This is a genomic window from Rickettsia aeschlimannii (assembly GCF_047973405.1).
Lineage (GTDB): Bacteria > Pseudomonadota > Alphaproteobacteria > Rickettsiales > Rickettsiaceae > Rickettsia > Rickettsia rickettsii.
Genome location: NZ_JBFQGO010000005.1, coordinates 94,356 through 119,415, shown reverse-complemented (window position 1 = coordinate 119,415; position 25,060 = coordinate 94,356). Strand labels below are relative to the sequence as shown.

Sequence of the window (25,060 nt, the reverse complement as noted above, 5' to 3'; positions counted from 1 at the left end):
TATGTCGTCAATGCTTAAGCAAATTAGGTTAGATTCAGGTAAAACTTTAAATCAGGTATCTAGTGATTTAAAAATTAGAAAAAAATATTTAGTAGCTTTAGAAGAGGATGATTTTGATGTTTTACCGGGAGAAGTATACGTAAGAGGTTACTTAAAATTATACTTGGATTATCTTAATGTAAAAGATAGAAATACAGAGCAGATAGAAGCTACTAAACAGAGCGAAACTGAAAAATTATTAAATAATAAAAGAGCTACGGTATTGATAAATTATAAACGTAAAAAACAATTAGTACTTATATCTATTATAATGTTATCAATTATTATTGTAAGTCATCCATTCATAATTAACGCTTAAACGAAAATGGATAATGAAATATTAGACTGTTTACAGAACGAAGCTAATAAAGAGGCATTTGAAGGAGACACGGAACGCGGCACCGCAGCATACATAGACGTACGTGAGGATGCAAGTACAGGATCGACGTACAAATTACCTTTAGAAGCAAGTTATATAAGCAGTCTAAAGAAATTAATGGAAGAAGTAGAACATAAACTCGATGATTTGTTGAGTATGCTTGTAAATAATCAAAATGAAGTTCAAAAATTACAAAACGAAAATAAAGCATTAAAAGATAATTATATAACAATGCTAGATCAAATTAACATTTATATTAATGAATTTGAAGAACTAAAAAAACAGCAAAAATAATTATGTCAATTGTTACGGTAACATTAAATAACAAGAGTTTTCAATTATATTGTAATAATGGAGATGAGGAAGAATTACTATCTTTAGCGAATAAATTGAATGATAAAATAGCGGAAATTAAACTTGGTAGTCCCACAGCCTCTTTTGAGCTATTATTAGTTATGGTATCACTTAATGCGCAAGCTGAAATAGCTAGTCTAACAGAAAAACTTAATAAAAACGGTCTTCAAAAAAATCATCCCGACGAAGAAAAATTCGTAGAAACCTTAACTACTATAGCAGGTTACCTAGAAAACCTTGCACGTAAAATGGGAAAGTGATATATTAGCTCTTGGCTGCTTGGTTCGTGAGCTTAATATTAACCTAGGACTACCACTAACTTTTAGGACATCGTCCCTGTCTAATACTAATTCAGTTTAGATATATGAAGTCCACCTTTACATAAAGGTCTTTGAAGGATTTTAAGTAACGGCCAAAGCGGTTATGTATACTCGTTTAATTTGAAAAATTGGCGTCGTTGTTTCATATTTTTTGACCATCACGTACTAGTGTACGCTGCGGTTATCAGCTTCAAGACGCCTTGCTCTTTTTCAAATTAAACTTCGTCTAACTACTTTTCGTTTACTCACAGTATACCTTTAAAATGAAACAAACAAAATCACGCAATAAAGTTCTCGGTGCTTTTTTAGGCACTATTATTGAATATTACGACTATAGTTTATATGGTTTTTCAGCGGCAATTATCGCTGATAAATTCTTTTCAGCCAGTACTGATCTATTAACAAAGCTTGTAAATGTTTTTGCCGTTTATGCAGCAGCATATTTATCAAAGCCTATGGGTGCTTATATTTTTGGACGTATAGGGGATATATACGGTCGAAAAAAAGCCTTGAGTTTTACGATTATCGGTATTGTAATCCCTACCTTAATAATAGGTTTATTGCCCGATTATTCCTCGATAGGAGTTTGGAGTACAATAATTTTAGTTTTATGTCGCTTCATGCAAGGTATTTTTATTGGAGGGGAATATGACGGTGCAGCGATTTATGTTATTGAACATTTAGGAACAAAATACCGGTTTACTGCTTCGGCAATAATTAGATGTACAGGAGTAATGGGTTTATTATGCGGAATCGGTGCAACTAATTTCTTTAATTCTCATATTTTTCCGGAGTGGGGTTGGCGTATTCCGTTTTTACTAAGTTTACCACTTGCATTAATAACTCTTTATTATCGCCGGAAATTTGATGAAACACCGGAGTTTAAAAAAGCACACTATAGCCAAGATTCTATTGAAAAACTTAGCTCTATAATTAAAAAGCAATGGAAAAATATTGCACGGTTAATATTGTTAGCCGGAGGTTTTGGAGCAACATATCAAATTGCGATCATCTTTATGAAGCAATATTTACCGATCATATTACCTTCAGTCGGTATTATTATGAGTTCTTTTTCGGTCTTAATAGTAATATGTTTTGCTGTTTGCATGCCGATTGCCGGTTTTATTGCCGATCGCTTAGGAGTTAATTCGGTATTAAAAATCGCATTTATATGTATTATTACAGCAAGTGTATTTTTTGTGATAGCAGTAAAATATCAAATGACTAATTTAGGGCTTGCAGCTAGTTTAATGTTAGCTGCATCAGTTGCACCTTTTAATGCTCTTGCTCATAGTATAGTTATTAAGTCTTTTGTAGTTAAAGAACGCTATCGTGTTATAAGTTTAGGACATAATATTGGCTCAATGTTAATGTCCGGTACTGCTAATTATATTTGTGCAAAGGTAATAAAATCATTTGATTTTAACCTATTCCCGATTTTATATCTTTGCATGTTTGCCGTACTTGCTTATTCTATGACCATATTATTTAACCGTAATAGGTAAAAAATAAATCTTGACGAAAATAATGAATGTAAGTATCTTTATTTGTAATTTTTTTAACTTTAAATTTAAATGTTATGCATAAAATTTTTCATAAATCTATAATTTTTATTATCTTATCTATACAAGGAAATATTAGTTTTACGGATGCAAACGGAAGTATATACGCTAGATATTGGTAATTGCAAAGAACGTAAATATGACTATGAAGATCATTTGGAAGAATTGTTGAAACAAGAAATTTCTTTAGCAATGCAGAAGAATGATTTAAGAGTTAAGCTATTGCACAACAAAGATATTAGAACACAAAAGCTTGATTATTTAGTATCTCGTTTCCGTAGCTCCTATAATAATGCTTATACTGCTTTATATACGCCTTTATTATGGCCTGAAGCAAAAGCTTTCTCAATGACTCAAAATATAGGTGAACCTGTTATAATTTTAGGAGAAAAAACAGGAGCTGATATATTTGTATTACTTAATTATGTGCAAATGATAAAGACTAATGGAGCTCGTACACGTGGCTTTTTAATGAGTGCTTTGGGTTGTTCAGTAAGTAATGCAGATAATATATTTATGTTTATAGGAATAGTAGAAGTCAAAAGTGGTAGAATATTATGGATTAATGCAACGCCCCAAGCGCAACCATTTAGTAGCTCTATTTTCTCTTCTCGTGATAAATCAGAAATTGGCAATTTTTCATTCAGTAATAAATATGCTTTTATCTCCATTATAAACTGAATTTTGTGTCGCTCAGGGGTGGTTGGTGTAGCTTATTATTCCTCTCTGTCATCCCGTGATTTATTCACGGGATCCAGTAAAACATATAGTATGGGTAGACAAAACACATCTAATTTAAGTTCATAAACTATAAATCATTTTTATCAAATAGGAAAAATTCACCTATTTCAGGGATAATAAACTTATTTTCATCAATATTATGTTTTTTCATAGCTTGTCGGAGTTCCAAAGGAAGGAGCGGCATTAAATGCTTCATCAGCTAATTGCAAGACGTCAAAATGACTAGCTATAGAATATTTAGCGCCTAAGTCCAAATGAGTAAATACGGCTTCTTCAGGATGCATATGCACCGGTTTCATAAACCATCTTGGTTCGTAAGCACCTATCGGAATAAGGCTTATTAAAATATTATGTTTTTTTCCGATCTCTTTAAAAAGAGTATCGTTATAACCCGAATCATTTATAAAACAAATATCTCCTATCTTAGTTTTAATGATAAAAGTTCCCCATAATGCTTTATTTTTATCAAATATTCCTCTAGTCGACCAATGCTGTGTCGGTTCTAAATAAAATTCTACATCGCCTTTAATTTCATCTTCTTGGGAACTTTTTGAATTTAGCTGTATTTCTTGTTCTTTATATGAATCTTCCCACCCTAAGGTAAACAATTTCTGCATCGGTAATATGTTTTTTGATTATTAGGTCATTCATTAGCGGTGTAATAATCTTAGGCTTATCTCGTACCCATAAATCTTTAATTGTTCTGATGTCTAAATGGTCATAGTGATTATGGCTTATTAATATAACATCTATTTTAGGTCAATCAGTAAAATTAATACCGGGTTTTACCACTCTCTTTGGTCCTGCAAAAGTAAAAGGACTAAGCCGCTCCGACCATACACGATCGGTTAAGATATTTAAAACATCTATTTGAATTCAAAAGGTTACATGCCCTACATAGGCTACTCGTACAGCGTCATCTCGATCGCTTGATACTAATGCATTTCGGGGGACTCGTCTGTAGTCACCTACTTAATGTACACTGTGCAGACTCGTCATTAAATTCATCTTGTCTGAAGTGATCAAGATTTAGCTGTGTATTTTTATTGCTAGTTATTTTTTGTAGTGGAATATCAGTGGAAGTAAGCGGCAGTGCTGTCCGGCCATTTTGGTCGTTTTGAAGTTATTTTCCATTTTAGAATATCAAGTAAGGTTTTAGGTTTTATACTAGGATCAATATTGAAAAACATATTTTTATTTAGATAGACCTTTTTTTCGGTTTATTAGAGCTTTTAACTTGTTTAGCAAAAGATTTTGTCTCTTTATTTGTTGGTTTATGAATAAATCCTCTAGTTTTTTCTCCTATCAACATGGCTTCTTGAAGTATATCTTTTGGTAGTTTAGCTATAGATGCCGATATTTCCGGAGTTTGTTTTATTTCTACCGTTATCTTTTTTGCTTTATTTATATCTCTGCCTATTACTTCATCTAGTGGAACATTTTTATAATCTGCAAGAGCAACAATTGCTCCCATATCAGGCATTTTTGTACGACCATCTAAAAAATTTTTCCACGCTGTTTCATGAGTACCTGTTTTTTCACTTAACTTATACGGGGTTATATTGTCTGTTTCTAATATATTCAGTACAAATTTTTTAAAATTATTTCTAATTTCTTCTGGCCCATCTTTATTTGTTTCTGATATATCGTTAATCCGATTAAATCTTTCTTTGGACCTTATATCTTCGCTCATTATTTTTTCCTGTAAAATTTACTCCTAAAAATTGAGAGTTACAATAACTTCATAGATAGCCTCTTAGACTTATTTATTAATATATAACTAATAAATAGTAAATAGAAGATAATTATAATGAAAATAATAAATTTAAGCTATTGAATTAAGTATTTAGGTCTTATATATGAAATTTAAATTAATCTATTTTAACTTTTTTTGTCACAAATTATAAAATTTTTCTGTAGAAGGAGCCATGTCTTTTCCACTTCTTTTACTATAAATTAAATTTCAGATGCAGAATCTAAGATATTTTAAAAAGATTATATAAATTAAAAATTGTTTTTTCTGCATCTTGATCATTTATGAATAAGGTAATTTTAACTTCTGATAATTGTATCATGTTAACATTTATATTATCTTTCGTTAACTTTGATAATATCGTTTCAAGTAATTTACAATCATTTTTAATCCCATAACCAATAAGAGAGATTGTAGCAATTTCGGTATCAAAAGTAAAATCTTGTATCTGCTTATCATCTTTTAAATTAGTCAGTAAAGCTTGTAAATTATTTTTATCGGTTAAATTCGTAATAAAACTATATTCTTTATTATTTTTTATCTCTTGCATAAACTCAATATGATTATTGTTTTGTGTAATCATATTTGCAACTTGCAAAAAACTTAAAGAAATGCTCTTTACAGATATTTTTAATAAATTTTTATTAGAAGTAATACTGTTAATAATCCCATTCTCCATATTTTTATCCTTTGAAGTGATTAACGTACCTTCTGTATCCGGTGAAAATGTTGACAGAACACGCATATCTATTTTATACCGCATTACTAACTCTCCGGCTCTAGGGTGTAGTACTTTTGCTCCACTTGATGCTAGTTCTAACATTTCTAAAAAATCTATTTCTTTTATCTTCTTAGCATTTGGAATAATTCTTGGATCAGCAGTAAATATTCCCTCTACATCGGTATAAATATCACATCTATCGGCTTTCATAGCTGCAGCGATTAAGGCGGCAGTAGTATCAGATCCTCCTCTGCCCAAAGTAGTTAACCTATTGGATTTGTTAATTCCTTGAAAACCGGCTATTATAGGGACGGTATTTAACTGTAAATATTTTTCTAGTAAATCTGTAGTAATTGATTCTACTAAAGCTTTACTATGATTATTATCGGTGAGCATCGGTAATTGCCAAGCTAGAAATGACCGCGCCTTTATGTCTTCTTCTTGAAGAGCGAGCGCTAGTAATGAAGCAGTGACTATTTCACCGCTAGAAAGTGCTACATCATATTCTGCAAATTGAGAAATGTTGTTAAGGCTTGATACTTCATTACACAATGTGACAAGTTGGTTAGTAACACCTGCCATAGCCGAAACTACTACAATTACTTGGTTATTTTTAGCTATTTCGGTTTTGATGATAGGAACGATTTTTTTTATTCTATCAATATTTGCAACGGAAGTGCCACCGAATTTTTGAATTATTAAGGCCATAAGTAAAGAAAGCCTAATAGAATATTATGTTATATAATTAATTTCCGCCTGTCGTCATCTAGTTCACTTACAGACATTATTGTGTAGAACGGTTTTCAATTGTCATCTTGCGACTTGATCATGGGATCCAGCTTAAAATACTAATAATATTAGTACTTTAAATTATTTTTATGGACCCTGTAGTCAAACCACGGGGTGACAAAGTGGATTTTACCAATCAACACAACAATGCCATAAAAAGCATTTTTCGTTCCACGTAACACTAGTAGATCAAACCGTAATACTTAAACACTGGCAATTTCTTTAACATTCACGATTTTATAATTTCGCTTAGTTAAAAATTCTACTCTACCTTCTATCAAAGCAAATATTGTATGATCTTTGCCAAACCCTACATTCGTTCCAGGATGAATTTTTGTGCCGCGTTGTCTAACTATAATATTACCGGGTATTACATATTGTCCATCGGCTTTTTTAATTCCCAGCCTTCGACCAGCCGAGTCTCTTCCGTTCCTAGAACTACCACCGGCTTTTTTGGTTGCCATTTTATAATTCCTTTTAAGTTATTATTATTGTTTGGTAATATCTAATATTTTTAATTCCGTCAATTCTTGACGATGACCGGCTTTACGACGATAATTTTTTCTACGCTTTTTCTTAAAGACTATAATTTTATTATCTTTAAGTTGGTTAGTAATTTCAGCCGTAACAACAGCCCCTTTAACTATTGGAGTCCCAATAAAAGAAGGCTTTGAGTATTCGCCAATCATTAAAATTTGATCAAACTGAATTTTAGAGCCAAGTTCTCCATCAATTTTTTCGACTTTAATAATACTATTTCTGTCTACTTTATATTGTTTTCCACCTGCTTTTATAACTGCGAACATGAAAACTATCTCTTTAAAAATTTATAAATATTTGTCATATCATATTATTATATTAGAAATTAGTCAATGATCTTTTTTTATAGCAAATCTATTGTCGAATATCTATTAACACAAATATAATTGCGTATTGAGTTACCGCAGCAAATATTGCGGCTAGCAAATCATCAAGCATAACGCCGATACTGCCCTTAATATTTTTGTCCAACCAATTAATAGGCCAGGGCTTTACTATATCAAAAAATCGGAATAGACAAAAAGGTAATACGAAAAGTAATATAATATTTATTGTTAGCGGACTAAAATATTTAATTAAATACGATTCATTAGCAAATAAAGCGGAAAAAAATACTAAAACGATAGTTAGCATTTGCCCTACTACTTCATCAATTACCACTTCTTTAGGGTCTTCTAAATTTGTATGATTTAAATATATTTTAGTAAAATAAGTGCCGAGTATTAAGAGTATCAAACATAAGCTAAAGCTTATAATAAATATACTGACAAGTTGAGCTTCACCGAGAGTAAGACTTAAGAAAGGAATGATTATTTTGTTATTAACAATAAAATATATTAAGAAATAAGTTAGAGGGAAAGCGGCAATCGATCCAAAAGTGCCTGGGCAGTATTTTATTTTCCCGATATAAAAAAAAGTAGCAAAAAATTCTGAAAATTGTTTTTTAGTAAACATTTCTTTAATTATTTTATCCTAGATTAGAGCTATAATATCTTGTATAATTAAATTTTAACTTATACAGCAAAAATATCATGGGAATGAGCTTTAGCCATTTATTAATAGTTTTACTAATTATTTTTGTATTATTCGGTGCCGGCAAATTACCGCAAGTTATGTCCGATCTTGCTAAAGGTCTTAAAGCTTTTAAAGACGGCATGAAAGATGACGGTAGTGATAATGATAAAAATAAATAATTAATCTTTAGTGTCCATTTATCATCCTGTGGCTTGACCAGCCTTGTTGCATGGCTTGAAAAACCTACTCAATGTCATTCCCGCTTTTGCAGGAATGACATCCTGAACGTTCGTACAACACATGGTCAGGCCACTGAGTGACTAAGATACAACAACTCCCTAATTTCCTGAAACAGTAGAATATATCCCATTCTCTTTCCTAATAATATCATATCGTCTCTGAGCTACTCCATCGATGAAATGAATATTACCGGATAAACCTATATAAGGTTGTCTACTGTTCATTCTACTTAAAAACCTTTCAGATGCAAATTCATTGCCTATATAGTTTGCAGTCATACGTCCTAAATCATAAGAAAGAAGATGCATAAAGCCTATATGGTTAATACCTAAGTCTTTTGCCCTATCCGGAACGTTGCTATTGAGTAAATTTAAAGAGCCGGTAAAGCTAATATCGATATTTTCAGGGTAATCGATATCAATACGATTATCACCGATTAAAATAGCCTTTTTATCTAAATTATATTTACGAATACTATCAGCGAGTAGGTTTAAATTTTTGGGATCGTCTGATAGATAAATAACTGGTTTTGTCGTGTCGCTACGTTCATTTATAATATCGGTGTTATCTGAAATATTTCTTGCGGCTTTTGCTATAGATTCAAGATTATCCTCATAAAATTCAGTGCGTGATAATGATGCATTGTTCTGAATCAATATATTTTGCATTACTTGACTAATAGTTTGCGAATGCTTCCCTTTAGGTAATAATACCATAAAATCTTTATGGTCGTTACTTGCGTAATAATTAATGATACGTATCAGTTGTTTTAAAGGTGCATGACCGAATACAAATAATTTATCTTCTGCAAGAGCCGGATTATTTGACATAGTTATTATAATAATATCATTTGCCTTTGCTTTTTCGGCTATTAGAGAGGTAAAGTTAGAATATAGAGGACCTAAAATAATCTTAGTTTTACGTGCTACTATTTTATCCATAGCGGCTAAAACGTTTTTTTCGTCTGAACCGTCGTAAGAAGTAACATGTATGTAAGATTTGATTCCGTCGTTAAGTCCCATTTTAATTAAATCTTTATATTGTTTCCCGACAATACCATCAGGACCCTGATTTGGCATTAAAATTGCAATCTCAATTTCTTTTTGTTCTTTTTTAGAAAAACTTATAGGTTCTTCTTTAGGAGTTTGACAGGACGTTAAATATATCAAGCAAAAAAATGATAGAACGATTCGTAGTTTATGTTTTATACTAGCCATAATGTTACTTAAAATTAAAAAACTATGATTAAATATCTTTCCAAACCGGGATTATTATATATTGTTTCAACACCGATCGGTAATTTTGAAGATATAACGCTTCGTGCTATATCGACTTTAAAAAATTCGGATATTATCTTATGCGAGGATACTAGAATATCACAAAAATTGCTAGCAAAACATGACATTCATACAAAATTACAAATTTATAATGATCATAGTGATGAGAAAGATAGAGAAAATATCATAAGTTTAATAAAATCGGGCAATATAATAAGCTTAATTTCTGATGCAGGGACTCCTTTAATTTCCGATCCCGGCTATAAGTTAGTTAGAGATATACGCAATCTTAATTGTCATATAGACGTAGTACCGGGAGTATCTGCACCGGTTACTGCTCTAACTTTATCGGCTCTTCCTACTGATCGATTTTTATTTCATGGGTTTTTACCTAAAACTATAGAAAGTAAGAAAAAGATTTTTTCTGAACTAGTAAATCTTAAGGCTACTTTGATTTTTTTTGAAACGGCCCCTCGTTTGATAAATACTTTATCGGTAGCTAAGGAAATACTAGGAAACCGAGAAATATGTGTAGCTCGTGAGTTAACTAAACTGTATCAAGAAATAAAAACAGGGGATATAGATGAAATAATAGAGTTCTATCAAAATAATATTTTAAAAGGTGAGATAGTATTGTTGATTTCAGGAAATATACAGGAACAAAACCAACAAAAAAATTTAGAAAAATTTATAGAACTTTGCTTAAATAAAAACTTAAGTAACAAAACTACTACCGAACTTGTTTATGACAAATTCAAAGATGTTTATAGTAAAAAAGAGATATATAGATTGGTGAATAAGCAAAAGATTTAATATAAATTTATAGTAGAATATTTACCTCAGAATATGCTAAAATAAAGAGAAAATAACATTCAGTAACATAATAATATGTCAAAAGTTAATCCGAGAGTAGATTTAGCGTTTAAAAAAATCTTCGGAGTAGAAGAGAATAAAGATTTATTGATATCGCTTATTAATTCGATAGTAAGTGAGAAAGATCAGATTGTAGAAGTAGCATTACTTAATCCGTATAATCCAAAGAATTTTAAAGCCGATAAACTATCTATACTTGATATAAAAGCCAAAAGTGAAAGCAGTAAAAGGTATAATATCGAAATCCAAGTAACCGATGAAGCGGATTACGATAAAAGAGCTTTGTATTAGTGGGTGAAAATGTATACGGAGCAACTGAAAGAGGGATCAGATTATGCGGCATTAAATAAAACAATAGGGATACACATACTTAAACATACTTAACTTTACCAGTATTACAGATACGGATGAATATCATAATTCTTTTCAGTTAAAGGGGAAAAAAGTGGTTTAGTATATTTTAAAGATATAGAGTTACATACGATAGAGCTTAATAAATTTGCTAAGAATCCTAAGGAGGAGTTATCTGACGTCGTCAAGAAAGTTAAAAATGCTTTAGATATATGGCTAGCATTTTAACACGTAATGATTTATTAAATAAAGATAATTTACTGAAAGAATTGTATAATGATGTATTGAGAAAAGCATTAACCAACCGTGCTTGAGGTAATAAATTTAAATGATGCAGAAAGAGAGGAATATGAAAACCGTTTAGAGTGGCTTAGAATTGAAACTAGTGCTTTTAAAAAGATGAAAGAGGAAGGAAGAGCTGAAGGCGAAGCTAGAAGAAATATTGAAATAGCAAAAGAAATGCTAATTGATAAAGAGCCTCTAGAAACAATAATTAAATATACTAAACTTTCAAAAGAAGAAATAGAAAAGCTAAAAGCAGAAATCGATAAGGTCGAAAAATAAAAAGTCGTCTGCGATATATACTCCGAGTAAATGAAGAATCGGCAGACGACCCATTATAAAAAACAGTATATTTAGTTAGCTGAGCTGTGAGGACAGCCGCAATCTTTTTTAGGCTTATTTCTTTCTGCCGAATCTTCAAGTTTTTTACCGGCTGCCTGCATATCTTGACCTGTACCTTGCATTGTATTACAAGCACTTGTTAAGAAAGCTACAGCTACTAATATAGAAGTTATAAGTGCTGAACGCATAAATTTTACCTTTATCAAATTGAGCTTAGATATTATGAAGTAAGCAAAAAATTGTCAACTTGAAAATATATTAAAATTTAAAGTATTTGTACACATCACTTAGCCGTATCTTTATAATCACATAAGATATTTTGTTGACAAAATATTAATTTCTTAGTACTTCTTTAAGAATTAATATTTAAAAGATTTATAAAATGAAAGAAATCAATGATCAATTGAAAGAAGCACTATCTTCTATGAAAGACGGTGTCTTAGATTGTACAAATTTAGAGGGAATAAGCTTACAAGAGATTTTTAATTTTCTTTAAAATCCTGATATAGTAAAGGATAAAATTATCTCTCTTGATATATCAACTTATGAAAATTGGAAAGAAGTAAATGATTTTATTTTGCAATTAAATGATAATTCATCTTTTAAGCCCCAAACTATAGAAATTTATACCTTCTATAGATATATGGAAGATATTTTTAATTTAAGATTAAAAACAGGCATAAATATTACTAATCATACTGATGTTAATATGACAGATCAAAGAAAAAAGAGGCTTTATTAAAAAAATTCTTAGAGAGATTTAAAAAAAATAATTTTACTAAAGATGAAGAACAGTTAAGTCAATTTATAAAAGCTGCATGTAAAGAAGCTAAAACCCCGGATGGAATCGAAATGCAGTATGGGTGAGTTTTACAGCTTGGTTCTAAGTATAATTTCAGTAAAATAGATAAACAATATTCTGATTTACAGGGTATTTCTAAAAAGTTACAAGAGACACAAATACAAAAAGTAAATTCAGAAATTCATCATTATAAACAGGAAGATGATTTACATTTTTATATGGTAAAAGTCAACGGAGCGAATATGTCTACTTAGCAAGATTTTTGGGGTAAGCAGAGTAGCTTTCAAAGTTCTTATCAAGGCAATAATCTGGTGATAAAAAATTTTGATAAGGGGAAGTATGCCTTTCCCGCTAGCTTAGATTATCATGATCAAAGCTTAACCGATGTATTATGTAGCCTTTGTTTCCAATAAAATATGACAAAAAGGTGACTCGCTTGATACTTCATCTATAGAGATGTTTATAACCATGCTGACTTCTCAAAATGCAAGCTTTATTTTGCATTCTGGTATAGCAAGACTTCCAATATATCAAGAAAAACCTTTTATTATAAAACATAAAAATCTTGCAGTTAAACTTCATAGTTTTATTGTCGCCTGTGCCAAAGATATTTATTCTAATAAAAAAGAATATATGATTACTGTACCGGTAAAGGAAATGACACAAATAATTCTTAAAGAATATGAGAAAAAAGGAGTTTTAGATAAAATATATATAGGACATCAGCAAGAAAATTTATAAACCCCTATAAAACTTATTGAGGATAATGACAACACTTTATTTAGTCTTTATGATAAAAACGGTAATATATTACATGAATTAACTAGTGCACAAATGGAAGGAGGATTCGCTTGGTTTTGCAAACATCCGTATCTATTCAGGGGGCAAGGTAAAGGTGCACCATTCGTTACTTGTCATTTAGAAACATTAGCAACGCTTGATCCTAAACCTAATTCTATAGAACATGAATATTATTCAGAAATAATTGGTAATTTATAAGATTTACTATAACTCTTATTTAAGGTTAAAATAATAATCGCAATACTCTTTAATAGGGCAGATGTCGCAATCGGGTTTTCTAGCTTTGCATATATATCTGCCGTGCAGAATTAGCCAGTGATGGGCATGCGTTAGCCATTTTTTATCGATAATCTGCAGTAGCTCTTTTTCTACTATTTCAGGAGTACCGCCTTTAGCAAGGCCGATCCTTTTGGTTACTCTAAAGACATGCGTATCAACTGCCATTGTAGGCATGCCGAATAAGCAATTTAGTACAACATTAGCAGTTTTTCTGCCAACGCCCGGTAGTTTAATTAATTCCTTAAAATCATTCGGTACTGAAGCTTGATAGTTGCTTATCAATATTTTACATAATGCGATAATATTTTTTGCTTTGCTGTTAAATAGTCCGATAGATTTTATATATTTTTTAAGTCCTTCTTCGCCGAGTTCTAAAATTTTTTCTGGTGTATCATAAGTTTCAAATAAAGATTTAGTTGCTAAATTTACTAATATATCGGTGGCTTGAGCAGATAATATTACCGCTACTAATAAGGTAAAATCATTCTTATATATTAATTCGGTTTTCGGATTTGGATTATTCTTGCTAAAAATCTCAAAAATTTTATTAACTATTTGTGCTTGCATATATTGCTATAGAAAGTGTATTTTAGAAGATAAATTATTGAGTCTTAAAATGCTAGAAAATAAAAATTTTAAATTTATAGAAAATGAAATAAAAAATAATAAAGTAGTATTGTTCATGAAGGGTACTAAAGAGTCGCCTGCATGCGGATTTTCAGGAACCGTAGTAGCTATTTTGAATAAATTAGGTGTAGAATTTCGTGATATTAATGTACTTTTTGATGCTGAATTACGTGAAGATTTAAAAAAATTTAGCGACTGGCCGACATTCCCACAATTATACATTAACGGAGAATTAGTCGGCGGGTGTGATATTGCTAGAGAGTTATATCAAAGTGGGGAACTTGAGAAGATGTTGAAAAGCGTATAATCAGTGAATTTCAAAAATTGGCGTCGTCGTCTAGCAAGTTCTGCGGTGCTCACGTATTAAGTATACGCTCCGCTCCTTGCCTTGCAGACTCCTTGCTCTTTTTGAAATTGATCTTCGTATACTACTACTCAACCTTAATATTTTAAGTACATAAACATATAAAAACATGAGCAAATATTTAGAATACCCCGAAGTAGAAAGTAAAGAGCAGCCGCCGAAGAAGTTAGTAGTATTACTGCACGGTGTCGGCTCGGACGGACATGATTTAATAGGGCTTGTGCCTTATATCAAAAATTATTTATCCAATTGTCATTTTATTTCACCGCATGGTATTGAGGCTTATGATATGATGCCTTATGGTAGACAATGGTTTAGTTTGCAAGACCGCAGCCCGCATATTATAGCAAAGCTAATTGCAAATAATATTTCTAAGGTTGAAGATATAATAAAGCAAAAGCAGGACGAGTTAAATCTAACCAACAAAGATACTATCATTATTGGCTTTTCTCAAGGTACGATGATAGGGTTATATTTAACACTAGTTCAAAAAGAGCCGTTTTTCTGTACTATAGGTTTTTCGGGTGCATTAATTCCACCTATGGAAGTTAATAATAAGCTTACTCCTATATGCTTGATTCATGGGGAATTGGATGAGGTGGTTGGTGTTAGCGAGATGTATAATGCTTCAAACTATTTATCTAAGCTGCATATAGAGCATAGTGGACATAAATTAACGTCTCTTGCTCATTCAATAGATGGACGGGGGCTTGAGATTGCGATTAATTTTATAAATAATCGTCATTGCAAGCAGCCGTAGGCTGCGTAGCAATCTCAGGATTTTGGTACGAGATTGCTTCGTCAAAGCAATTTTTTCTCGCAATGACGATTAGATATCCACACAACAAAACCAAAAAAAATATGAGGATGAATGAATATTTTTAATAATAATTTACATGAAACGGATAAAGAGATTAATGAAATAATAAAGCATGAAAAGCTACGTCAAAGTAGCGTAATCGAGCTTATTGCATCAGAAAATTTCGTAAGTCCTGCTGTGTTTGAAGCTCAAGGGTCGCTTCTGACTAACAAATATGCTGAGGGATACCCAAGTAAGCGATTCTATAACGGTTGTGAGGAAGTAGATAAAGCTGAAAATTTAGCTATAGAACGAGTAAAAAAACTCTTTAACTGCAAATATGCAAATGTCCAACCTCATTCAGGATCACAAGCAAATCAGGCTGTATATCTTGCTTTATTACAGCCGGGTGATACGGTTCTTGGTATGTCCTTAGATAGCGGCGGGCATCTAACGCATGGTGCAGCTCCTAATATGTCCGGTAAATGGTTTAACTCCGTTTCTTATAGCGTAAATAAAGAGACTTATTTAATCGATTATGATGAGATTGAACGCTTAGCTGATTTGCATAAACCAAAATTACTTATAGCCGGTTTTTCTGCTTATCCTCGTAATATTGATTTTGCAAAATTTAGAGAAATCGTGGATAAAGTAGGAGCTTACTTTATGGCAGATATTGCTCATATTGCAGGACTTGTTGCCACAGGTGAGCATCAAAGCCCTATTCCTTACGCTCATGCTGTTACCTCTACTACTCATAAAACACTTAGAGGTCCAAGAGGCGGTTTAATTTTATCTAACGATGAAGAGATAGGTCAAAAAATAAATTCTGCATTATTTCCAGGACTACAAGGTGGTCCGTTAATGCATATAATCGCCGCAAAAGCCGTAGCTTTTTTAGAAAATTTGCAGCCTGAGTATAAAAGTTATATTCAGCAGGTAATAAGTAACGCTAAAGCTTTAGCAAATAGCTTGCAAGAAAGAGGATATGATATATTAACAGGTGGTACCGATAATCATATTGTTTTAGTGGATTTGCGTAAAGACGGAATCACGGGTAAGTTTGCTGCAAATTCTTTGGATAGAGCAGGGATTACGTGTAATAAGAATGCTATCCCGTTTGATGAAACTTCGCCTTTTATCACTTCAGGTATTCGCCTTGGTACTCCCGCATGTACTACTAGAGGCTTTAAAGAAAAGGATTTTGTATTAGTCGGTCGTATGGTAGCAGATATTTTAGACGGCTTAAAAAATAATGAAGATAATAGCGATCTTGAGCAGAAAGTATTAAATGAAGTGACAAAATTAATTAAATTATTTCCGTTTTATGGCTAATTTAAATAAACGACCTGATTGGATAAAAGTAAAAGCTCCTAATTCTACAGAGTACTATAATACAAAAGATTTAATAAAGAATCTGAGATTAAGTACTGTGTGCGAAGAAGCTGCTTGTCCTAATATTAGTGAGTGCTGGTCAAAAAAACATACAACTGTGATGATTTTAGGTTCGGTTTGTACTAGAGCATGTAGGTTTTGTAACGTTAAAACGGGTAGACCGGATTTACTTGATCCGCATGAACCGCAAAGGTTAGCGGAGGCGGTACAAAAGCTAAATCTTAAGCATGTAGTAATTACTTCCGTCGATCGTGATGATCTTGAGGACGGCGGAGCTTCACATTTTGCGGAGTGTATTAGCGAAATCCGAAAATCATCGCCAAGTACTACTATTGAGATTCTAACACCCGATTTTTTAAGAAAAGAAGGAGCAGCTGAAATAATAGCAAACGCAAAACCTGACGTTTTTAACCATAATGTCGAAACAGTACCGTCTTTATACAAAACGATTAGACCGGGGGCTAGATATTATAATTCTTTAAGATTACTTCATAATATCAAAAAATTATCTCCTGAAATTTTTACAAAATCCGGTATGATGGTAGGGCTTGGGGAAGAAATAAATGAAGTAGTACAGGTTATGGATGATTTAAGAGAAGCAAAGGTTGATTTCCTAACTATCGGGCAGTATCTGCAGCCTACCAAAAATCATGCTGAGGTCGCAAAATATGTTACGCCGGAAGAGTTTAAATATCTAGAGCGAGTAGCAAAAACAAAAGGATTCTTGATGGTTTCGGCAAGCCCGCTAACCCGTTCTTCATACCATGCCGATGAGGATTTTCAAAAATTAAAAGAGAATTACCAACAAAAACTGGTGTCTTAAAATATCATGCTTATTGCCTGTGTGGTCAGTTTTCATAGCTATTATCTTTGTTTACTAAAGTAAATAATTCTCATGTTGATTAATTTATATATATGATATCATAAGTGTAACACGTGTATACGAGTATTTTATGCAGAAGAAATTGACAATTACTATAGATGAGCGGTTTATTATAGGCTTTATTCTGTAATAGGTGAACGTAAAATTAGCAAATTTATTGAGTAACTTTAAAAGCTTATGTAATTAATGAGGAGCTTGAAGCCGCTTACAAAGCCATGGCTCAAGATACAAAAGCTGAGGAAAAGGCCAATGAGTGGGTAGAAGGGTTAATAGAACGCGATTTTTATGAAAAGAGGTGAGGTATGGTGGTCGACTTTAATCCTTGTTAGGTGGGGAAGTCGCTAAGGTAAGACCGGCAATAATTACTCAAATGCTTCATTAAATCGTGTGCAAGTAATACCTTTAACTAGTAACATCGATAAATGCTATCTTTGTGAAGCCTACGTAATGATAGGTAGCAAAAAAGGTAAAGCCATGACTGATCAAATAATGACAGTAAGCAAATTAAGATTAAAATCTAAAATTAACGTTATCTCTAATGAAGATATACAGCTTTTAAAATATGCTCTTAAGTTGCAGTTAAGTCTATAACGACATTCAATATTTGGTACAATGATAAACGTAGAAATTGTAAGAAACTACAACAAATGGCGTGAGCATAAGCAGATAAATAAGAGTTTAATCAAAAAAATAACTCAAAATATTTTATTGCGATTTGATAATTTTAGTAAAATAAAACAATTTGAATTATCAATTTTACTAACAAATGTTGCAGAAATATTGACCTTAAACAAACAATTTCGTAATATAGAAAAAGCTACTAACGTTCTTTCTTTTCCAAGCAATGAATTAAATTGGCAGGATTTATATTCTAAACTTGAATTTTTAGGTGACTCTGATTATATGCATTTAGGTGATATAGCATTTTGTTATGAGGTAATATATAATGAATCGTGCGAGCAACAAAAAACTTTTGAGAATCATTTTATTCATCTTTTAATACATAGTATTTTACACTTAATTGGGTTTGATCATCAAAATGACACAGAAGCAAATATTATGGAAAATCTAGAAATTGAAATATTATCATATTTCGGTATTTTTTCCCCTTATTAACTAAATAAAAAAATTTATGTTAAAATCTTCAAAAAAAGAAGATTCTAGTAAAAAAAATCAAAATAATAAGTTAATTTTTACTGTACGAAAATTATTCTCTCCGATAAAAAATTTTTTTAGAAAAACAAAAACGCCCGATAATTTTTTTGGTGTCATAAAACGCCTTAAAATTAATAGCCAAAAAATGACTTTAGACGAGCGTAATATTTTAGCTAATTTATTGGAGCTAGAATATAAAACTATTGAAGATATAATGGTACCACGTTCCGATATTGCGGCAATAAAATTAACTACGAATCTAGAAAAATTAAGTGAGTCTATTAAGTTAGAAGTTCCACATACACGAACTCTTATATATGACGGCACTTTGGATAATGTAGTAGGGTTCATTCATATTAAGGATTTATTTAAAGCATTGGCTACAAAGCAAAACGGTCGTTTAAAAAAGCTTATACGTAAGCATATAATTGCAGCTCCTTCTATGAAATTATTAGATTTGCTAGCAAAAATGCGTCGTGAGAGAACACATATTGCAATAGTTGTTGATGAGTATGGCGGTACTGACGGTTTAGTTACTATTGAAGATCTTATAGAAGAAATAGTAGGACGAATAGATGATGAGCATGATCAGCAATTAGATAGCGATAATTTCAAGGTTATTAATAACTCAACAATTATTTCAAATGCACGTGTTGAAGTAGAAGTGCTTGAAGAAATAATAGGAGAAAAGCTACAAAATGATGATGATGAGTTTGATACGATAGGTGGATTAGTATTGACTAGAGTCAGTAGTGTTCCGGCTATCGGTACTAGAATAGATATTTCAGAAAATATTGAAATTGAAGTTACGGACGCAACTCCTCGTTCTTTAAAACAAGTCAAAATTAGACTAAAAAACGGTTTGAATGGTAAATGAATACGAATTTAGAGTCGGTGTGTCCTCTAAATTCGTTAAAAATATTTTATTATTATATTTCAGCTTGTGCTTCATTTCCTATCAATTCCATCGGACTTTCTTGCGAAGTTGCTTCTGTATAATGCTCATATGCTAGAATTGTTCCCATTGTTGCTACTACATTGGCACCACATTTGAGAATAAAAGCCGGAGATTTAAGTAAATCACCTGCTATCACATAAATTCCAACAGCACATGCTCCTACTACTGCAAGCTTACCATACCAAGGGGTTGTATCATCACTTCTAAATAACTCGACTATTTTATTAAGCATAAAAATAAACCTAATTGTCAATGGTAATTACCATGAAACATGGAAATAATTTTATGACATTATTTTCATTTGACTTAGCAGAGAAATTTGAGTTAAATATCGAAGCTCTATACATAAAAAATTATCATTATGAAAGAATTACATATTAAACTACAAAATTACAGTAGTACATATCCTGAAGAAATTGTTACAAAAACAAAAATGCTTGAATTTTTAAATGAATATGAAAACCCTTTTAGCGGAGATTTACAAATAGGACATTTCACTGCTTCGGCTTTTTTACTTAATAATGATAAAACTAAATTTTTATTGATGCACCATAAAAAGCTTGATAAGTGGCTTCAACCAGGCGGTCATTGTGATGGAGATAGTAATATATTAAATGTAGCGGTTAAAGAAGCTATAGAAGAATCGGGAATTAATGAAATCAAAACTATAAATAAGGAGATTTTTGATATAGACACCCATTATATTCTGCAAACTCATAAGGAGCCTGCTCATTATCACTATGATGTACGATTTTTACTAAAAACAGTAAATAATGATAATTTTATAAAAAATAACGAATCGAATGAACTTAAATGGTTTAACTTTTCTGATTATTCAAAATTAGATATTGAGCTAGAACGCTCCGTTACTAGAATGATAGAAAAGTTTATGACAATTAACCATCCTGCTTGTTAAATATAAATTATTGCCCTATAATGGCGTTTTTTAAATAAAATGCCATTATCTAGAATTTTTTCATTCCGTAGTAAGAACAAGGAAGATAATACTACAAAAAACCTAGAAATTACGCATCCAGATTCAATTAATGAGAACAGACATACGAACTCTCTAGCAGGCGAAGTTGTTACTATTAAACTTAAGGAATCAGCCTCAGCCTCATAATTTTATAAAGAGTGAAAAAGTTACCCTAACTTCATTTAAACCGCCTTCTTCTCAAAGTAAAGACGAATTTGATCCTATCTTAAAAGATGTTGAAAATATCTTAAAGGATTTTGAGATTTCCTTAGATAATATAGAGACTAAAGCTTTAGGAGAGATTGATTCATAGTAACATCGATAGTTTTATGCTGTAAGGTTCCTAGTTAAAAAGGGCATTGCCCGCGTGGATCAAAAAACGCGTTCGGTGTCATACCGTAGCTTGACCACGGTATCTTGTGTCGTAGACTGTATCCTTAGATCCCGTGATCAAGTCGCGGGATGACAATAGTTTATTTTATGCTATTTTTTGATATTCAAAATATATTTTTCTTACTGCATAAATCCACGCTAAGCATACAAAAGTAAATACCACCATTAGAATTGGTGAGATTGAGGTAAAAGTAGCGGTTGGAACTAGAGTAAAAATAATAGATTGCACAAGACCGCTAGAGGATTTGCCGACTTTTGCACTTATCACGTCAACCGCAGCTTTGCCTTTGGTTTTAAGCTCCTCATCAAGAGGGATATATAACATTTCTCTTGAAGTATCCCATATAGAATATTTAGTACCTTTAGCTAAAATATTTTGAATACCACCGATCGAAACGGCGAGAGCAAGAGGTGACATTAAAATTGCTCCATCAAATAATGATAAAATTTGTTGGTCAAATACGATAAGTACAAAGAACAAAATGCCGGTCACCATTATTATAACTGGTGAAATAACTGCTGCTACAAACCAGTTGTGCATACGCATAACGTTATTACCGATGATGGTCATAACCATTATTGCCACGCCTGTCCAAAGTATATACAGACTGTTAAATTCAGCATAGGTATTTACAGTCGGATATAATTCCTTAATTTTTGCTTTCCATACTGCTTCGACTAAGTTAATAGCAAATCCGAAAGCTGCCGAACAAATTAAAAGTAGCCATAAATATTTTGATTTCGCAATATATTTAAAGCTTTTAATTAGCCCCATACGTTCTGAAGTTGATCTACCGCTTTTTGCTTTAGCATAAAATAACGGATTAGTAAAAACGTTCTTGCTAATAAATCTAACTAACAAACAACAAATAATAGCAACAATTACCACAATTGTCGTGGATACTTGAACTAAAGTGATTTTACTATCTGAAATACTCATAAACTTCTTAATAATAGTATCTTCCGATGATAGATTCATCATTAAAAAGCCGACTAATATTAAAGAAGAGTTGCCGAATAGCGAAAAGAGAGTATAAAATCTTTTTGCTTCTTCGATAGTAGTAAGTTCATTAGCAAACTGCCAAAATAATAATACGTAAAAAATATTAGGCCAAAGCTCGGCAAGACTATAATATACTATATAACCCCAATTACCTACTAATGAGATATACCACTTAAAATGAGGATAACGTTCCATCCAGTCAGCTAGATTATCGGGATGTACATGAAAAATATGAATATTAGGATAGATTACAAAAGTGAATAAAACAAAAAAGCTGATAAAAAATGCACTTAAATAATAAAAGATCTTTTCAAAAGTAAGATAATTAATCATTTTAGCATAAATAATCACGAATAAAGCAGCGGCAGGCGTAACGCAATAAACTTTAGCAAAACCTGCTATTTCTGCACTAATCTCGGAGATTAAAATACTATCTTTTAAGATTCGTAAAACATTTTGATTAAATAAAATACAAAACATTAAGGTACTCATCGGAATAAACTTTCCGAGTTCGTAATTATGTACAGGCCAAAATGCCGCTCTGAATTTGTTTTTAAACGATCGTGATGAGGTACTTAGCATTATAAATCCCTAAGGAAAAAAAAAACTTAAGCACTTCAAGATTTTATGAAAAGATATTTCCCCTAAAACTTTAGAGCCTATATATTGTTATTATATTCTGAGGGTGCTGAACTTATACAATATATTTAGCCTTTTGTCAAGAATTACTAATATAAGATTAGATACTCTCAACGCTAGATAGTAATAAACTACAGGAATATTTTGACCTTTATAATAATTATACAAAGACACCTAATTTAGGTAATAAATATTTAAAATCAGGTAAAATAGTAATGCAAACAGAGCATTATAGGGTGTTGTATTACTTGGCATCATCCTGTGGTTTGTCCACGGGTTCCAGTAAAAATAAATTAAAAATGGATTCCCGCTTTCGTAAGAATGACAAGGGGGAAGTCAGGAATGACACAGAAAGAAGTCAAGATGACATCAAAACTTTCCTAATCATCCCCTCTATCTTCAACTCACCGGAAATATTTTTTTTAGCTCGTGACAAAAGTTTTATTGAAAATTTGAGAAGCTACGGTGAAGTTTATTTAATAGATTGGTTAGAGATTGAGGAACCTAAATATTTACTAGACGACTATGTGCATAAAATAATCGAAGTAATAGATAATTTGAAAATTAAAGACATTAATTTAATAGGTCATTGTATCGGTGGTAACCTTGCGATAGCTACAAACGTACTTATGCCTTAATTTATCAAAACTCTGACTTTACTTACCTGCCCGTGGGATTTTTCTCATTTTTTCTATATAAGAATGTTGCATCGATATTTAAAACTAGATAGTGGCATAGAAAATTTACTGATAATTCCTAAAATTCATATTCAAATTTTATTTTTTCTTTTATTTCCTGATTATTTCAATGCTAAATTAAAAAAATTTTTCTCTATAACTTCTGATAAGGAGCAAGAATTAGCATTTGGAATAGAGAATTGGCTTATGTCAGGTAATAGTATATCTAAGGAGGTTTATAATCAAATTATACAAAATATATTAGATGAAAATATGTTTATAAATCTTAAATGGAAAATCGATAATTTTATTATTGATCCGAGTTAATTCATTGTCCTGTATATATAGTAGCAGCAGAAGATGATCAAATAGTACCTAAATATTCCATTTTACCTTTGCAAAAATTATTAAAAAACTCTAAGCTTATAGATGTAGCAGGCGGACATATTAGTTATTTAATAAATGATAAACTAGATAAATTATTTAAGGAGTACACATTATGACAAAACCGGTTTATATAACTTATGCGAAAAGGACTGCTTTCGGCTCTTTTATGGGGAGCCTTAGTACAACAGCTGCACCTATGTTTGCTGCTCATTTAATAAAGGATATACTGCAAAACAGCAAAATCGATCCAGCTTTAGTAGGTGAGGTAATCCTTGGATAGGTAATAACCGGCGGTAGAGGGCAGAATCCGGCGAGGCGAACTCTGATTTATACGGGAATACCGAAAGAAGTGCCGGGCTATACGATTAATAAAGTATGCGTCTCAGGTCTTTAAAGCGTAGTACTTGCAGCAAATTCAATTATGACGGGTGATAATGAAATAGTTATAGCAGGTGAGCAGGAGAATATGTCGCTCGGTATGCACGGTAGCTATATCAGAGCAGGAGCTAAATTCGGCGATATTAAAATGGTTGATCTAATGCAGTATGACCGATAAACCGATGTATTTTCAGGAGTATTTATGGGTATTACTGCCGAAAATATCTCGAAACAGTTTAATATGAGCAGACAACAGCAGGACGAGTTTGCCTTAAGCTCTCACAAAAAGCAGCTAAAGCACAGCTAGCAGGAGTTTTTAAAGATGGAATCTTACCTATTGAAGTAACGGTTAAAAAACTACTAGTTTGTTTGATCATGATGAAACAGTAAGACCTGATACCAGTCTTGAAATTTTGAGTAAATTACGTCCTGCTTTTGATAAAAATGGTGTAGTTACGGCGGGTAATGCTTCCTCTATTAATGACGGTGCGGCATGTCTCTTATGGTAGTTTCCGAAGAAGCTTTGAAAAAGCATAATTTAACGCCGCTAGCTCGTATTCTTATGCTTCAGCTGGTGTTGATCCAAGTGTTATGGGGGTACTGCCCCTGTCCCTGCATCCAAAAAAGCTTTAAGTAAAGCAGGTTGGAACGTTAATGATTTGGAAGTTATCGAGGTTAATGAGGCGTTTGCCGCTCAAAGTATTTATGTAAACCGTGAAATGGGATATGGAGAAGGTTAATGTTAACGGTGGAGCAATAGCAATCGGTCATCCGATCGGGGCAAGCGGCGGACGTGTACTTATTACTCTGATACACGGCTTACGAAGAGCTAAAGCTAAAAAAGGCTTAGTTACTTTATGTATCGGTGGCGGTATGGGTATGGCTATGTGCGTTGAAGCGGTTTAAATGTGCATTTGACTATATAGGCATTAATTGCTTTATTTGCTAAAGAAGAAAGTTGTATTCA

30 protein-coding genes, 1 other RNA gene and 4 pseudogenes are annotated in these 25,060 nt (G+C 32.0%); 23 read left to right on the top strand and 12 right to left on the bottom strand.

Features of this window, described 5'->3' with window-relative positions:
- The first annotated feature begins 1 nt into the window (after position 1).
- The 6 genes from AB4K15_RS05240 (at position 2) to AB4K15_RS05215 (ending at position 3,335) form a co-directional block, all read left to right on the top strand.
- Positions 2 to 358, top strand: a complete 357-nt coding sequence (locus AB4K15_RS05240; protein ID WP_032073569.1) for a helix-turn-helix domain-containing protein — start codon at positions 2 to 4, stop codon at positions 356 to 358.
- A gap of 6 nt (positions 359 to 364) precedes the next feature.
- Positions 365 to 712, top strand: a complete 348-nt coding sequence (locus AB4K15_RS05235; protein WP_032073568.1) for a palindromic element RPE1 domain-containing protein — start codon at positions 365 to 367, stop codon at positions 710 to 712.
- 2 nt (positions 713 to 714) lie between these two features.
- Positions 715 to 1,032: a cell division protein ZapA gene (locus tag AB4K15_RS05230; RefSeq protein ID WP_032073567.1), complete on the top strand. Its 318-nt coding sequence runs from the start codon at positions 715 to 717 to the stop codon at positions 1,030 to 1,032.
- A 9-nt stretch (positions 1,033 to 1,041) separates the two neighbouring features.
- Positions 1,042 to 1,200, top strand: a non-coding RNA gene (ssrS, locus tag AB4K15_RS05225) — 6S RNA.
- Between the two features lie 155 nt (positions 1,201 to 1,355).
- On the top strand, positions 1,356 to 2,597 hold the full coding sequence (locus AB4K15_RS05220) for an MFS transporter (protein WP_032073566.1): 1,242 nt from the start codon (positions 1,356 to 1,358) through the stop codon (positions 2,595 to 2,597).
- A 144-nt stretch (positions 2,598 to 2,741) separates the two neighbouring features.
- Positions 2,742 to 3,335: a hypothetical protein gene (locus AB4K15_RS05215; RefSeq protein WP_500225179.1), complete on the top strand. Its 594-nt coding sequence runs from the start codon at positions 2,742 to 2,744 to the stop codon at positions 3,333 to 3,335.
- Positions 3,336 to 3,532: 197 nt separating this feature from the next.
- On the opposite strand, the gene AB4K15_RS05210 is transcribed toward AB4K15_RS05215, so the two are convergent.
- From AB4K15_RS05210 to AB4K15_RS05180, 7 genes and pseudogenes are all read right to left on the bottom strand, one after another.
- On the bottom strand, positions 3,533 to 3,868 hold the full coding sequence (locus AB4K15_RS05210) for an MBL fold metallo-hydrolase (RefSeq protein ID WP_500225209.1): 336 nt from the start codon (positions 3,866 to 3,868) through the stop codon (positions 3,533 to 3,535).
- A 72-nt stretch (positions 3,869 to 3,940) separates the two neighbouring features.
- Positions 3,941 to 4,148 (bottom strand): annotated as a pseudogene (locus AB4K15_RS05205) (MBL fold metallo-hydrolase); the annotation flags it as partial.
- Positions 4,149 to 4,593: 445 nt separating this feature from the next.
- Positions 4,594 to 5,088: a hypothetical protein gene (locus AB4K15_RS05200; protein WP_032073565.1), complete on the bottom strand. Its 495-nt coding sequence runs from the start codon at positions 5,086 to 5,088 to the stop codon at positions 4,594 to 4,596.
- A gap of 283 nt (positions 5,089 to 5,371) precedes the next feature.
- Entirely contained in the window at positions 5,372 to 6,577 is a 1,206-nt protein-coding gene (locus AB4K15_RS05195; protein WP_032073564.1) for an aspartate kinase, read from the bottom strand.
- Between the two features lie 284 nt (positions 6,578 to 6,861).
- The gene (rpmA, locus tag AB4K15_RS05190; RefSeq protein WP_032073563.1) at positions 6,862 to 7,122 is read right to left on the bottom strand and encodes a 50S ribosomal protein L27; all 261 of its coding nucleotides are present in this window, start codon (positions 7,120 to 7,122) and stop codon (positions 6,862 to 6,864) included.
- 24 nt (positions 7,123 to 7,146) lie between these two features.
- A complete protein-coding gene (gene rplU, locus AB4K15_RS05185; protein ID WP_004997480.1) occupies positions 7,147 to 7,464 on the bottom strand; it encodes a 50S ribosomal protein L21 in 318 nt (105 codons plus the stop codon).
- An 88-nt stretch (positions 7,465 to 7,552) separates the two neighbouring features.
- Positions 7,553 to 8,152, bottom strand: coding sequence for a phosphatidylglycerophosphatase A family protein (locus tag AB4K15_RS05180; RefSeq protein ID WP_032073562.1), 600 nt, complete (start codon positions 8,150 to 8,152; stop codon positions 7,553 to 7,555).
- A 77-nt stretch (positions 8,153 to 8,229) separates the two neighbouring features.
- On the opposite strand from AB4K15_RS05180, the gene tatA reads away from it, so the two are divergent.
- On the top strand, positions 8,230 to 8,391 hold the full coding sequence (gene tatA, locus AB4K15_RS05175; RefSeq protein ID WP_004997483.1) for a twin-arginine translocase TatA: 162 nt from the start codon (positions 8,230 to 8,232) through the stop codon (positions 8,389 to 8,391).
- A 159-nt stretch (positions 8,392 to 8,550) separates the two neighbouring features.
- On the opposite strand, the gene AB4K15_RS05170 is transcribed toward tatA, so the two are convergent.
- Entirely contained in the window at positions 8,551 to 9,669 is a 1,119-nt protein-coding gene (locus tag AB4K15_RS05170; RefSeq protein WP_032073561.1) for a penicillin-binding protein activator, read from the bottom strand.
- Between the two features lie 24 nt (positions 9,670 to 9,693).
- On the opposite strand from AB4K15_RS05170, the gene rsmI reads away from it, so the two are divergent.
- The 3 genes from rsmI (at position 9,694) to AB4K15_RS05155 (ending at position 11,517) form a co-directional block, all read left to right on the top strand.
- A complete protein-coding gene (gene rsmI, locus AB4K15_RS05165; protein ID WP_032073560.1) occupies positions 9,694 to 10,542 on the top strand; it encodes a 16S rRNA (cytidine(1402)-2'-O)-methyltransferase in 849 nt (282 codons plus the stop codon).
- A 75-nt stretch (positions 10,543 to 10,617) separates the two neighbouring features.
- Entirely contained in the window at positions 10,618 to 10,893 is a 276-nt protein-coding gene (locus AB4K15_RS05160) for an Rpn family recombination-promoting nuclease/putative transposase (RefSeq protein WP_500225176.1), read from the top strand.
- 366 nt (positions 10,894 to 11,259) lie between these two features.
- A complete protein-coding gene (locus tag AB4K15_RS05155; protein WP_500225175.1) occupies positions 11,260 to 11,517 on the top strand; it encodes a hypothetical protein in 258 nt (85 codons plus the stop codon).
- 71 nt (positions 11,518 to 11,588) lie between these two features.
- Here AB4K15_RS05155 and AB4K15_RS05150 read toward each other — a convergent pair whose 3' ends face one another.
- Positions 11,589 to 11,765, bottom strand: a complete 177-nt coding sequence (locus AB4K15_RS05150) for an entericidin A/B family lipoprotein (protein WP_014409024.1) — start codon at positions 11,763 to 11,765, stop codon at positions 11,589 to 11,591.
- 1,082 nt (positions 11,766 to 12,847) lie between these two features.
- Here AB4K15_RS05150 and AB4K15_RS05145 point away from each other — a divergent pair.
- Positions 12,848 to 13,120 (top strand): hypothetical protein, encoded by a 273-nt coding sequence (locus AB4K15_RS05145; RefSeq protein ID WP_032073604.1) that lies wholly within the window; start codon positions 12,848 to 12,850, stop codon positions 13,118 to 13,120.
- Between the two features lie 93 nt (positions 13,121 to 13,213).
- Positions 13,214 to 13,378: a hypothetical protein gene (locus AB4K15_RS05140; RefSeq protein WP_500225172.1), complete on the top strand. Its 165-nt coding sequence runs from the start codon at positions 13,214 to 13,216 to the stop codon at positions 13,376 to 13,378.
- 15 nt (positions 13,379 to 13,393) lie between these two features.
- Here the strand turns inward: AB4K15_RS05140 and nth are convergent, their stop codons facing one another.
- Positions 13,394 to 14,026: an endonuclease III gene (nth, locus tag AB4K15_RS05135; protein WP_032073559.1), complete on the bottom strand. Its 633-nt coding sequence runs from the start codon at positions 14,024 to 14,026 to the stop codon at positions 13,394 to 13,396.
- A 49-nt stretch (positions 14,027 to 14,075) separates the two neighbouring features.
- Between nth and grxD the strand changes: the two genes are divergently transcribed.
- The 7 genes and pseudogenes from grxD to tlyC all read left to right on the top strand — a co-directional run bounded on the left by grxD (position 14,076) and on the right by tlyC (position 19,559).
- Entirely contained in the window at positions 14,076 to 14,393 is a 318-nt protein-coding gene (grxD, locus tag AB4K15_RS05130; protein WP_032073603.1) for a Grx4 family monothiol glutaredoxin, read from the top strand.
- 166 nt (positions 14,394 to 14,559) lie between these two features.
- Positions 14,560 to 15,210, top strand: a complete 651-nt coding sequence (locus AB4K15_RS05125; RefSeq protein ID WP_032073558.1) for an alpha/beta hydrolase family protein — start codon at positions 14,560 to 14,562, stop codon at positions 15,208 to 15,210.
- A gap of 111 nt (positions 15,211 to 15,321) precedes the next feature.
- The gene (gene glyA, locus AB4K15_RS05120) at positions 15,322 to 16,584 is read left to right on the top strand and encodes a serine hydroxymethyltransferase (protein WP_032073557.1); all 1,263 of its coding nucleotides are present in this window, start codon (positions 15,322 to 15,324) and stop codon (positions 16,582 to 16,584) included.
- Positions 16,577 to 17,467 carry a lipoyl synthase gene (lipA, locus tag AB4K15_RS05115; protein ID WP_032073556.1) on the top strand — a complete coding sequence of 297 codons (891 nt, stop codon included), beginning with the start codon at positions 16,577 to 16,579 and terminating at the stop codon, positions 17,465 to 17,467. Before glyA ends, lipA begins: the two co-directional genes overlap by 8 nt.
- A 429-nt stretch (positions 17,468 to 17,896) precedes the next feature.
- Positions 17,897 to 18,118: pseudogene (locus tag AB4K15_RS05110) on the top strand (type II toxin-antitoxin system PemK/MazF family toxin); the annotation flags it as partial.
- Between the two features lie 21 nt (positions 18,119 to 18,139).
- The gene (ybeY, locus tag AB4K15_RS05105) at positions 18,140 to 18,643 is read left to right on the top strand and encodes an rRNA maturation RNase YbeY (protein ID WP_014365447.1); all 504 of its coding nucleotides are present in this window, start codon (positions 18,140 to 18,142) and stop codon (positions 18,641 to 18,643) included.
- 16 nt (positions 18,644 to 18,659) lie between these two features.
- Complete coding sequence (gene tlyC, locus AB4K15_RS05100; protein ID WP_032073555.1) at positions 18,660 to 19,559, top strand: hemolysin C; 900 nt, start codon at positions 18,660 to 18,662, stop codon at positions 19,557 to 19,559.
- Between the two features lie 52 nt (positions 19,560 to 19,611).
- Here tlyC and AB4K15_RS05095 read toward each other — a convergent pair whose 3' ends face one another.
- Positions 19,612 to 19,872 (bottom strand): hypothetical protein, encoded by a 261-nt coding sequence (locus tag AB4K15_RS05095; RefSeq protein WP_048751015.1) that lies wholly within the window; start codon positions 19,870 to 19,872, stop codon positions 19,612 to 19,614.
- A 252-nt stretch (positions 19,873 to 20,124) separates the two neighbouring features.
- Here AB4K15_RS05095 and AB4K15_RS05090 point away from each other — a divergent pair, with 252 nt between their 5' ends.
- Both AB4K15_RS05090 and AB4K15_RS05085 read left to right on the top strand, forming a co-directional pair.
- Positions 20,125 to 20,556 carry an NUDIX hydrolase gene (locus tag AB4K15_RS05090; protein WP_500225208.1) on the top strand — a complete coding sequence of 144 codons (432 nt, stop codon included), beginning with the start codon at positions 20,125 to 20,127 and terminating at the stop codon, positions 20,554 to 20,556.
- A 166-nt stretch (positions 20,557 to 20,722) separates the two neighbouring features.
- Positions 20,723 to 20,929 carry a hypothetical protein gene (locus AB4K15_RS05085; RefSeq protein WP_500225168.1) on the top strand — a complete coding sequence of 69 codons (207 nt, stop codon included), beginning with the start codon at positions 20,723 to 20,725 and terminating at the stop codon, positions 20,927 to 20,929.
- Between the two features lie 165 nt (positions 20,930 to 21,094).
- On the opposite strand, the gene tlc5 is transcribed toward AB4K15_RS05085, so the two are convergent.
- Entirely contained in the window at positions 21,095 to 22,594 is a 1,500-nt protein-coding gene (gene tlc5, locus AB4K15_RS05080; RefSeq protein WP_032073553.1) for a GTP/GDP exchange transporter Tlc5, read from the bottom strand.
- Positions 22,595 to 22,755: 161 nt separating this feature from the next.
- Between tlc5 and AB4K15_RS05075 the strand changes: the two are divergent.
- Both AB4K15_RS05075 and AB4K15_RS05070 read left to right on the top strand, forming a co-directional pair.
- Positions 22,756 to 23,831, top strand: a pseudogene (locus tag AB4K15_RS05075) (alpha/beta fold hydrolase).
- A pseudogene (locus tag AB4K15_RS05070) lies at positions 23,828 to 24,999 on the top strand (acetyl-CoA C-acetyltransferase). Before AB4K15_RS05075 ends, AB4K15_RS05070 begins: the two co-directional pseudogenes overlap by 4 nt.
- Positions 25,000 to 25,060 lie beyond the last annotated feature (61 nt).

Bases quoted from the DNA above. Each gene is read 5' to 3' on its own strand.
- AB4K15_RS05240 (WP_032073569.1), top strand. From the start codon at position 2: ATGTCGTCAATGCTTAAGCAAATTAGGTTAGATTCAGGTAAAACTTTA.
- AB4K15_RS05235 (WP_032073568.1), top strand. From the start codon at position 365: ATGGATAATGAAATATTAGACTGTTTACAGAACGAAGCTAATAAAGAG.
- AB4K15_RS05230 (WP_032073567.1), top strand. From the start codon at position 715: ATGTCAATTGTTACGGTAACATTAAATAACAAGAGTTTTCAATTATAT.
- AB4K15_RS05220 (WP_032073566.1), top strand. From the start codon at position 1,356: ATGAAACAAACAAAATCACGCAATAAAGTTCTCGGTGCTTTTTTAGGC.
- AB4K15_RS05215 (WP_500225179.1), top strand. From the start codon at position 2,742: ATGCAAACGGAAGTATATACGCTAGATATTGGTAATTGCAAAGAACGT.
- AB4K15_RS05200 (WP_032073565.1), bottom strand. From the start codon at position 5,088: ATGAGCGAAGATATAAGGTCCAAAGAAAGATTTAATCGGATTAACGAT.
- AB4K15_RS05195 (WP_032073564.1), bottom strand. From the start codon at position 6,577: ATGGCCTTAATAATTCAAAAATTCGGTGGCACTTCCGTTGCAAATATT.
- rpmA (WP_032073563.1), bottom strand. From the start codon at position 7,122: ATGGCAACCAAAAAAGCCGGTGGTAGTTCTAGGAACGGAAGAGACTCG.
- rplU (WP_004997480.1), bottom strand. From the start codon at position 7,464: ATGTTCGCAGTTATAAAAGCAGGTGGAAAACAATATAAAGTAGACAGA.
- AB4K15_RS05180 (WP_032073562.1), bottom strand. From the start codon at position 8,152: ATGTTTACTAAAAAACAATTTTCAGAATTTTTTGCTACTTTTTTTTAT.
- tatA (WP_004997483.1), top strand. From the start codon at position 8,230: ATGGGAATGAGCTTTAGCCATTTATTAATAGTTTTACTAATTATTTTT.
- AB4K15_RS05170 (WP_032073561.1), bottom strand. From the start codon at position 9,669: ATGGCTAGTATAAAACATAAACTACGAATCGTTCTATCATTTTTTTGC.
- rsmI (WP_032073560.1), top strand. From the start codon at position 9,694: ATGATTAAATATCTTTCCAAACCGGGATTATTATATATTGTTTCAACA.
- AB4K15_RS05160 (WP_500225176.1), top strand. From the start codon at position 10,618: ATGTCAAAAGTTAATCCGAGAGTAGATTTAGCGTTTAAAAAAATCTTC.
- AB4K15_RS05150 (WP_014409024.1), bottom strand. From the start codon at position 11,765: ATGCGTTCAGCACTTATAACTTCTATATTAGTAGCTGTAGCTTTCTTA.
- AB4K15_RS05145 (WP_032073604.1), top strand. From the start codon at position 12,848: ATGCTGACTTCTCAAAATGCAAGCTTTATTTTGCATTCTGGTATAGCA.
- AB4K15_RS05140 (WP_500225172.1), top strand. From the start codon at position 13,214: ATGGAAGGAGGATTCGCTTGGTTTTGCAAACATCCGTATCTATTCAGG.
- nth (WP_032073559.1), bottom strand. From the start codon at position 14,026: ATGCAAGCACAAATAGTTAATAAAATTTTTGAGATTTTTAGCAAGAAT.
- grxD (WP_032073603.1), top strand. From the start codon at position 14,076: ATGCTAGAAAATAAAAATTTTAAATTTATAGAAAATGAAATAAAAAAT.
- AB4K15_RS05125 (WP_032073558.1), top strand. From the start codon at position 14,560: ATGAGCAAATATTTAGAATACCCCGAAGTAGAAAGTAAAGAGCAGCCG.
- glyA (WP_032073557.1), top strand. From the start codon at position 15,322: ATGAATATTTTTAATAATAATTTACATGAAACGGATAAAGAGATTAAT.
- lipA (WP_032073556.1), top strand. From the start codon at position 16,577: ATGGCTAATTTAAATAAACGACCTGATTGGATAAAAGTAAAAGCTCCT.
- ybeY (WP_014365447.1), top strand. From the start codon at position 18,140: ATGATAAACGTAGAAATTGTAAGAAACTACAACAAATGGCGTGAGCAT.
- tlyC (WP_032073555.1), top strand. From the start codon at position 18,660: ATGTTAAAATCTTCAAAAAAAGAAGATTCTAGTAAAAAAAATCAAAAT.
- AB4K15_RS05095 (WP_048751015.1), bottom strand. From the start codon at position 19,872: ATGCTTAATAAAATAGTCGAGTTATTTAGAAGTGATGATACAACCCCT.
- tlc5 (WP_032073553.1), bottom strand. From the start codon at position 22,594: ATGCTAAGTACCTCATCACGATCGTTTAAAAACAAATTCAGAGCGGCA.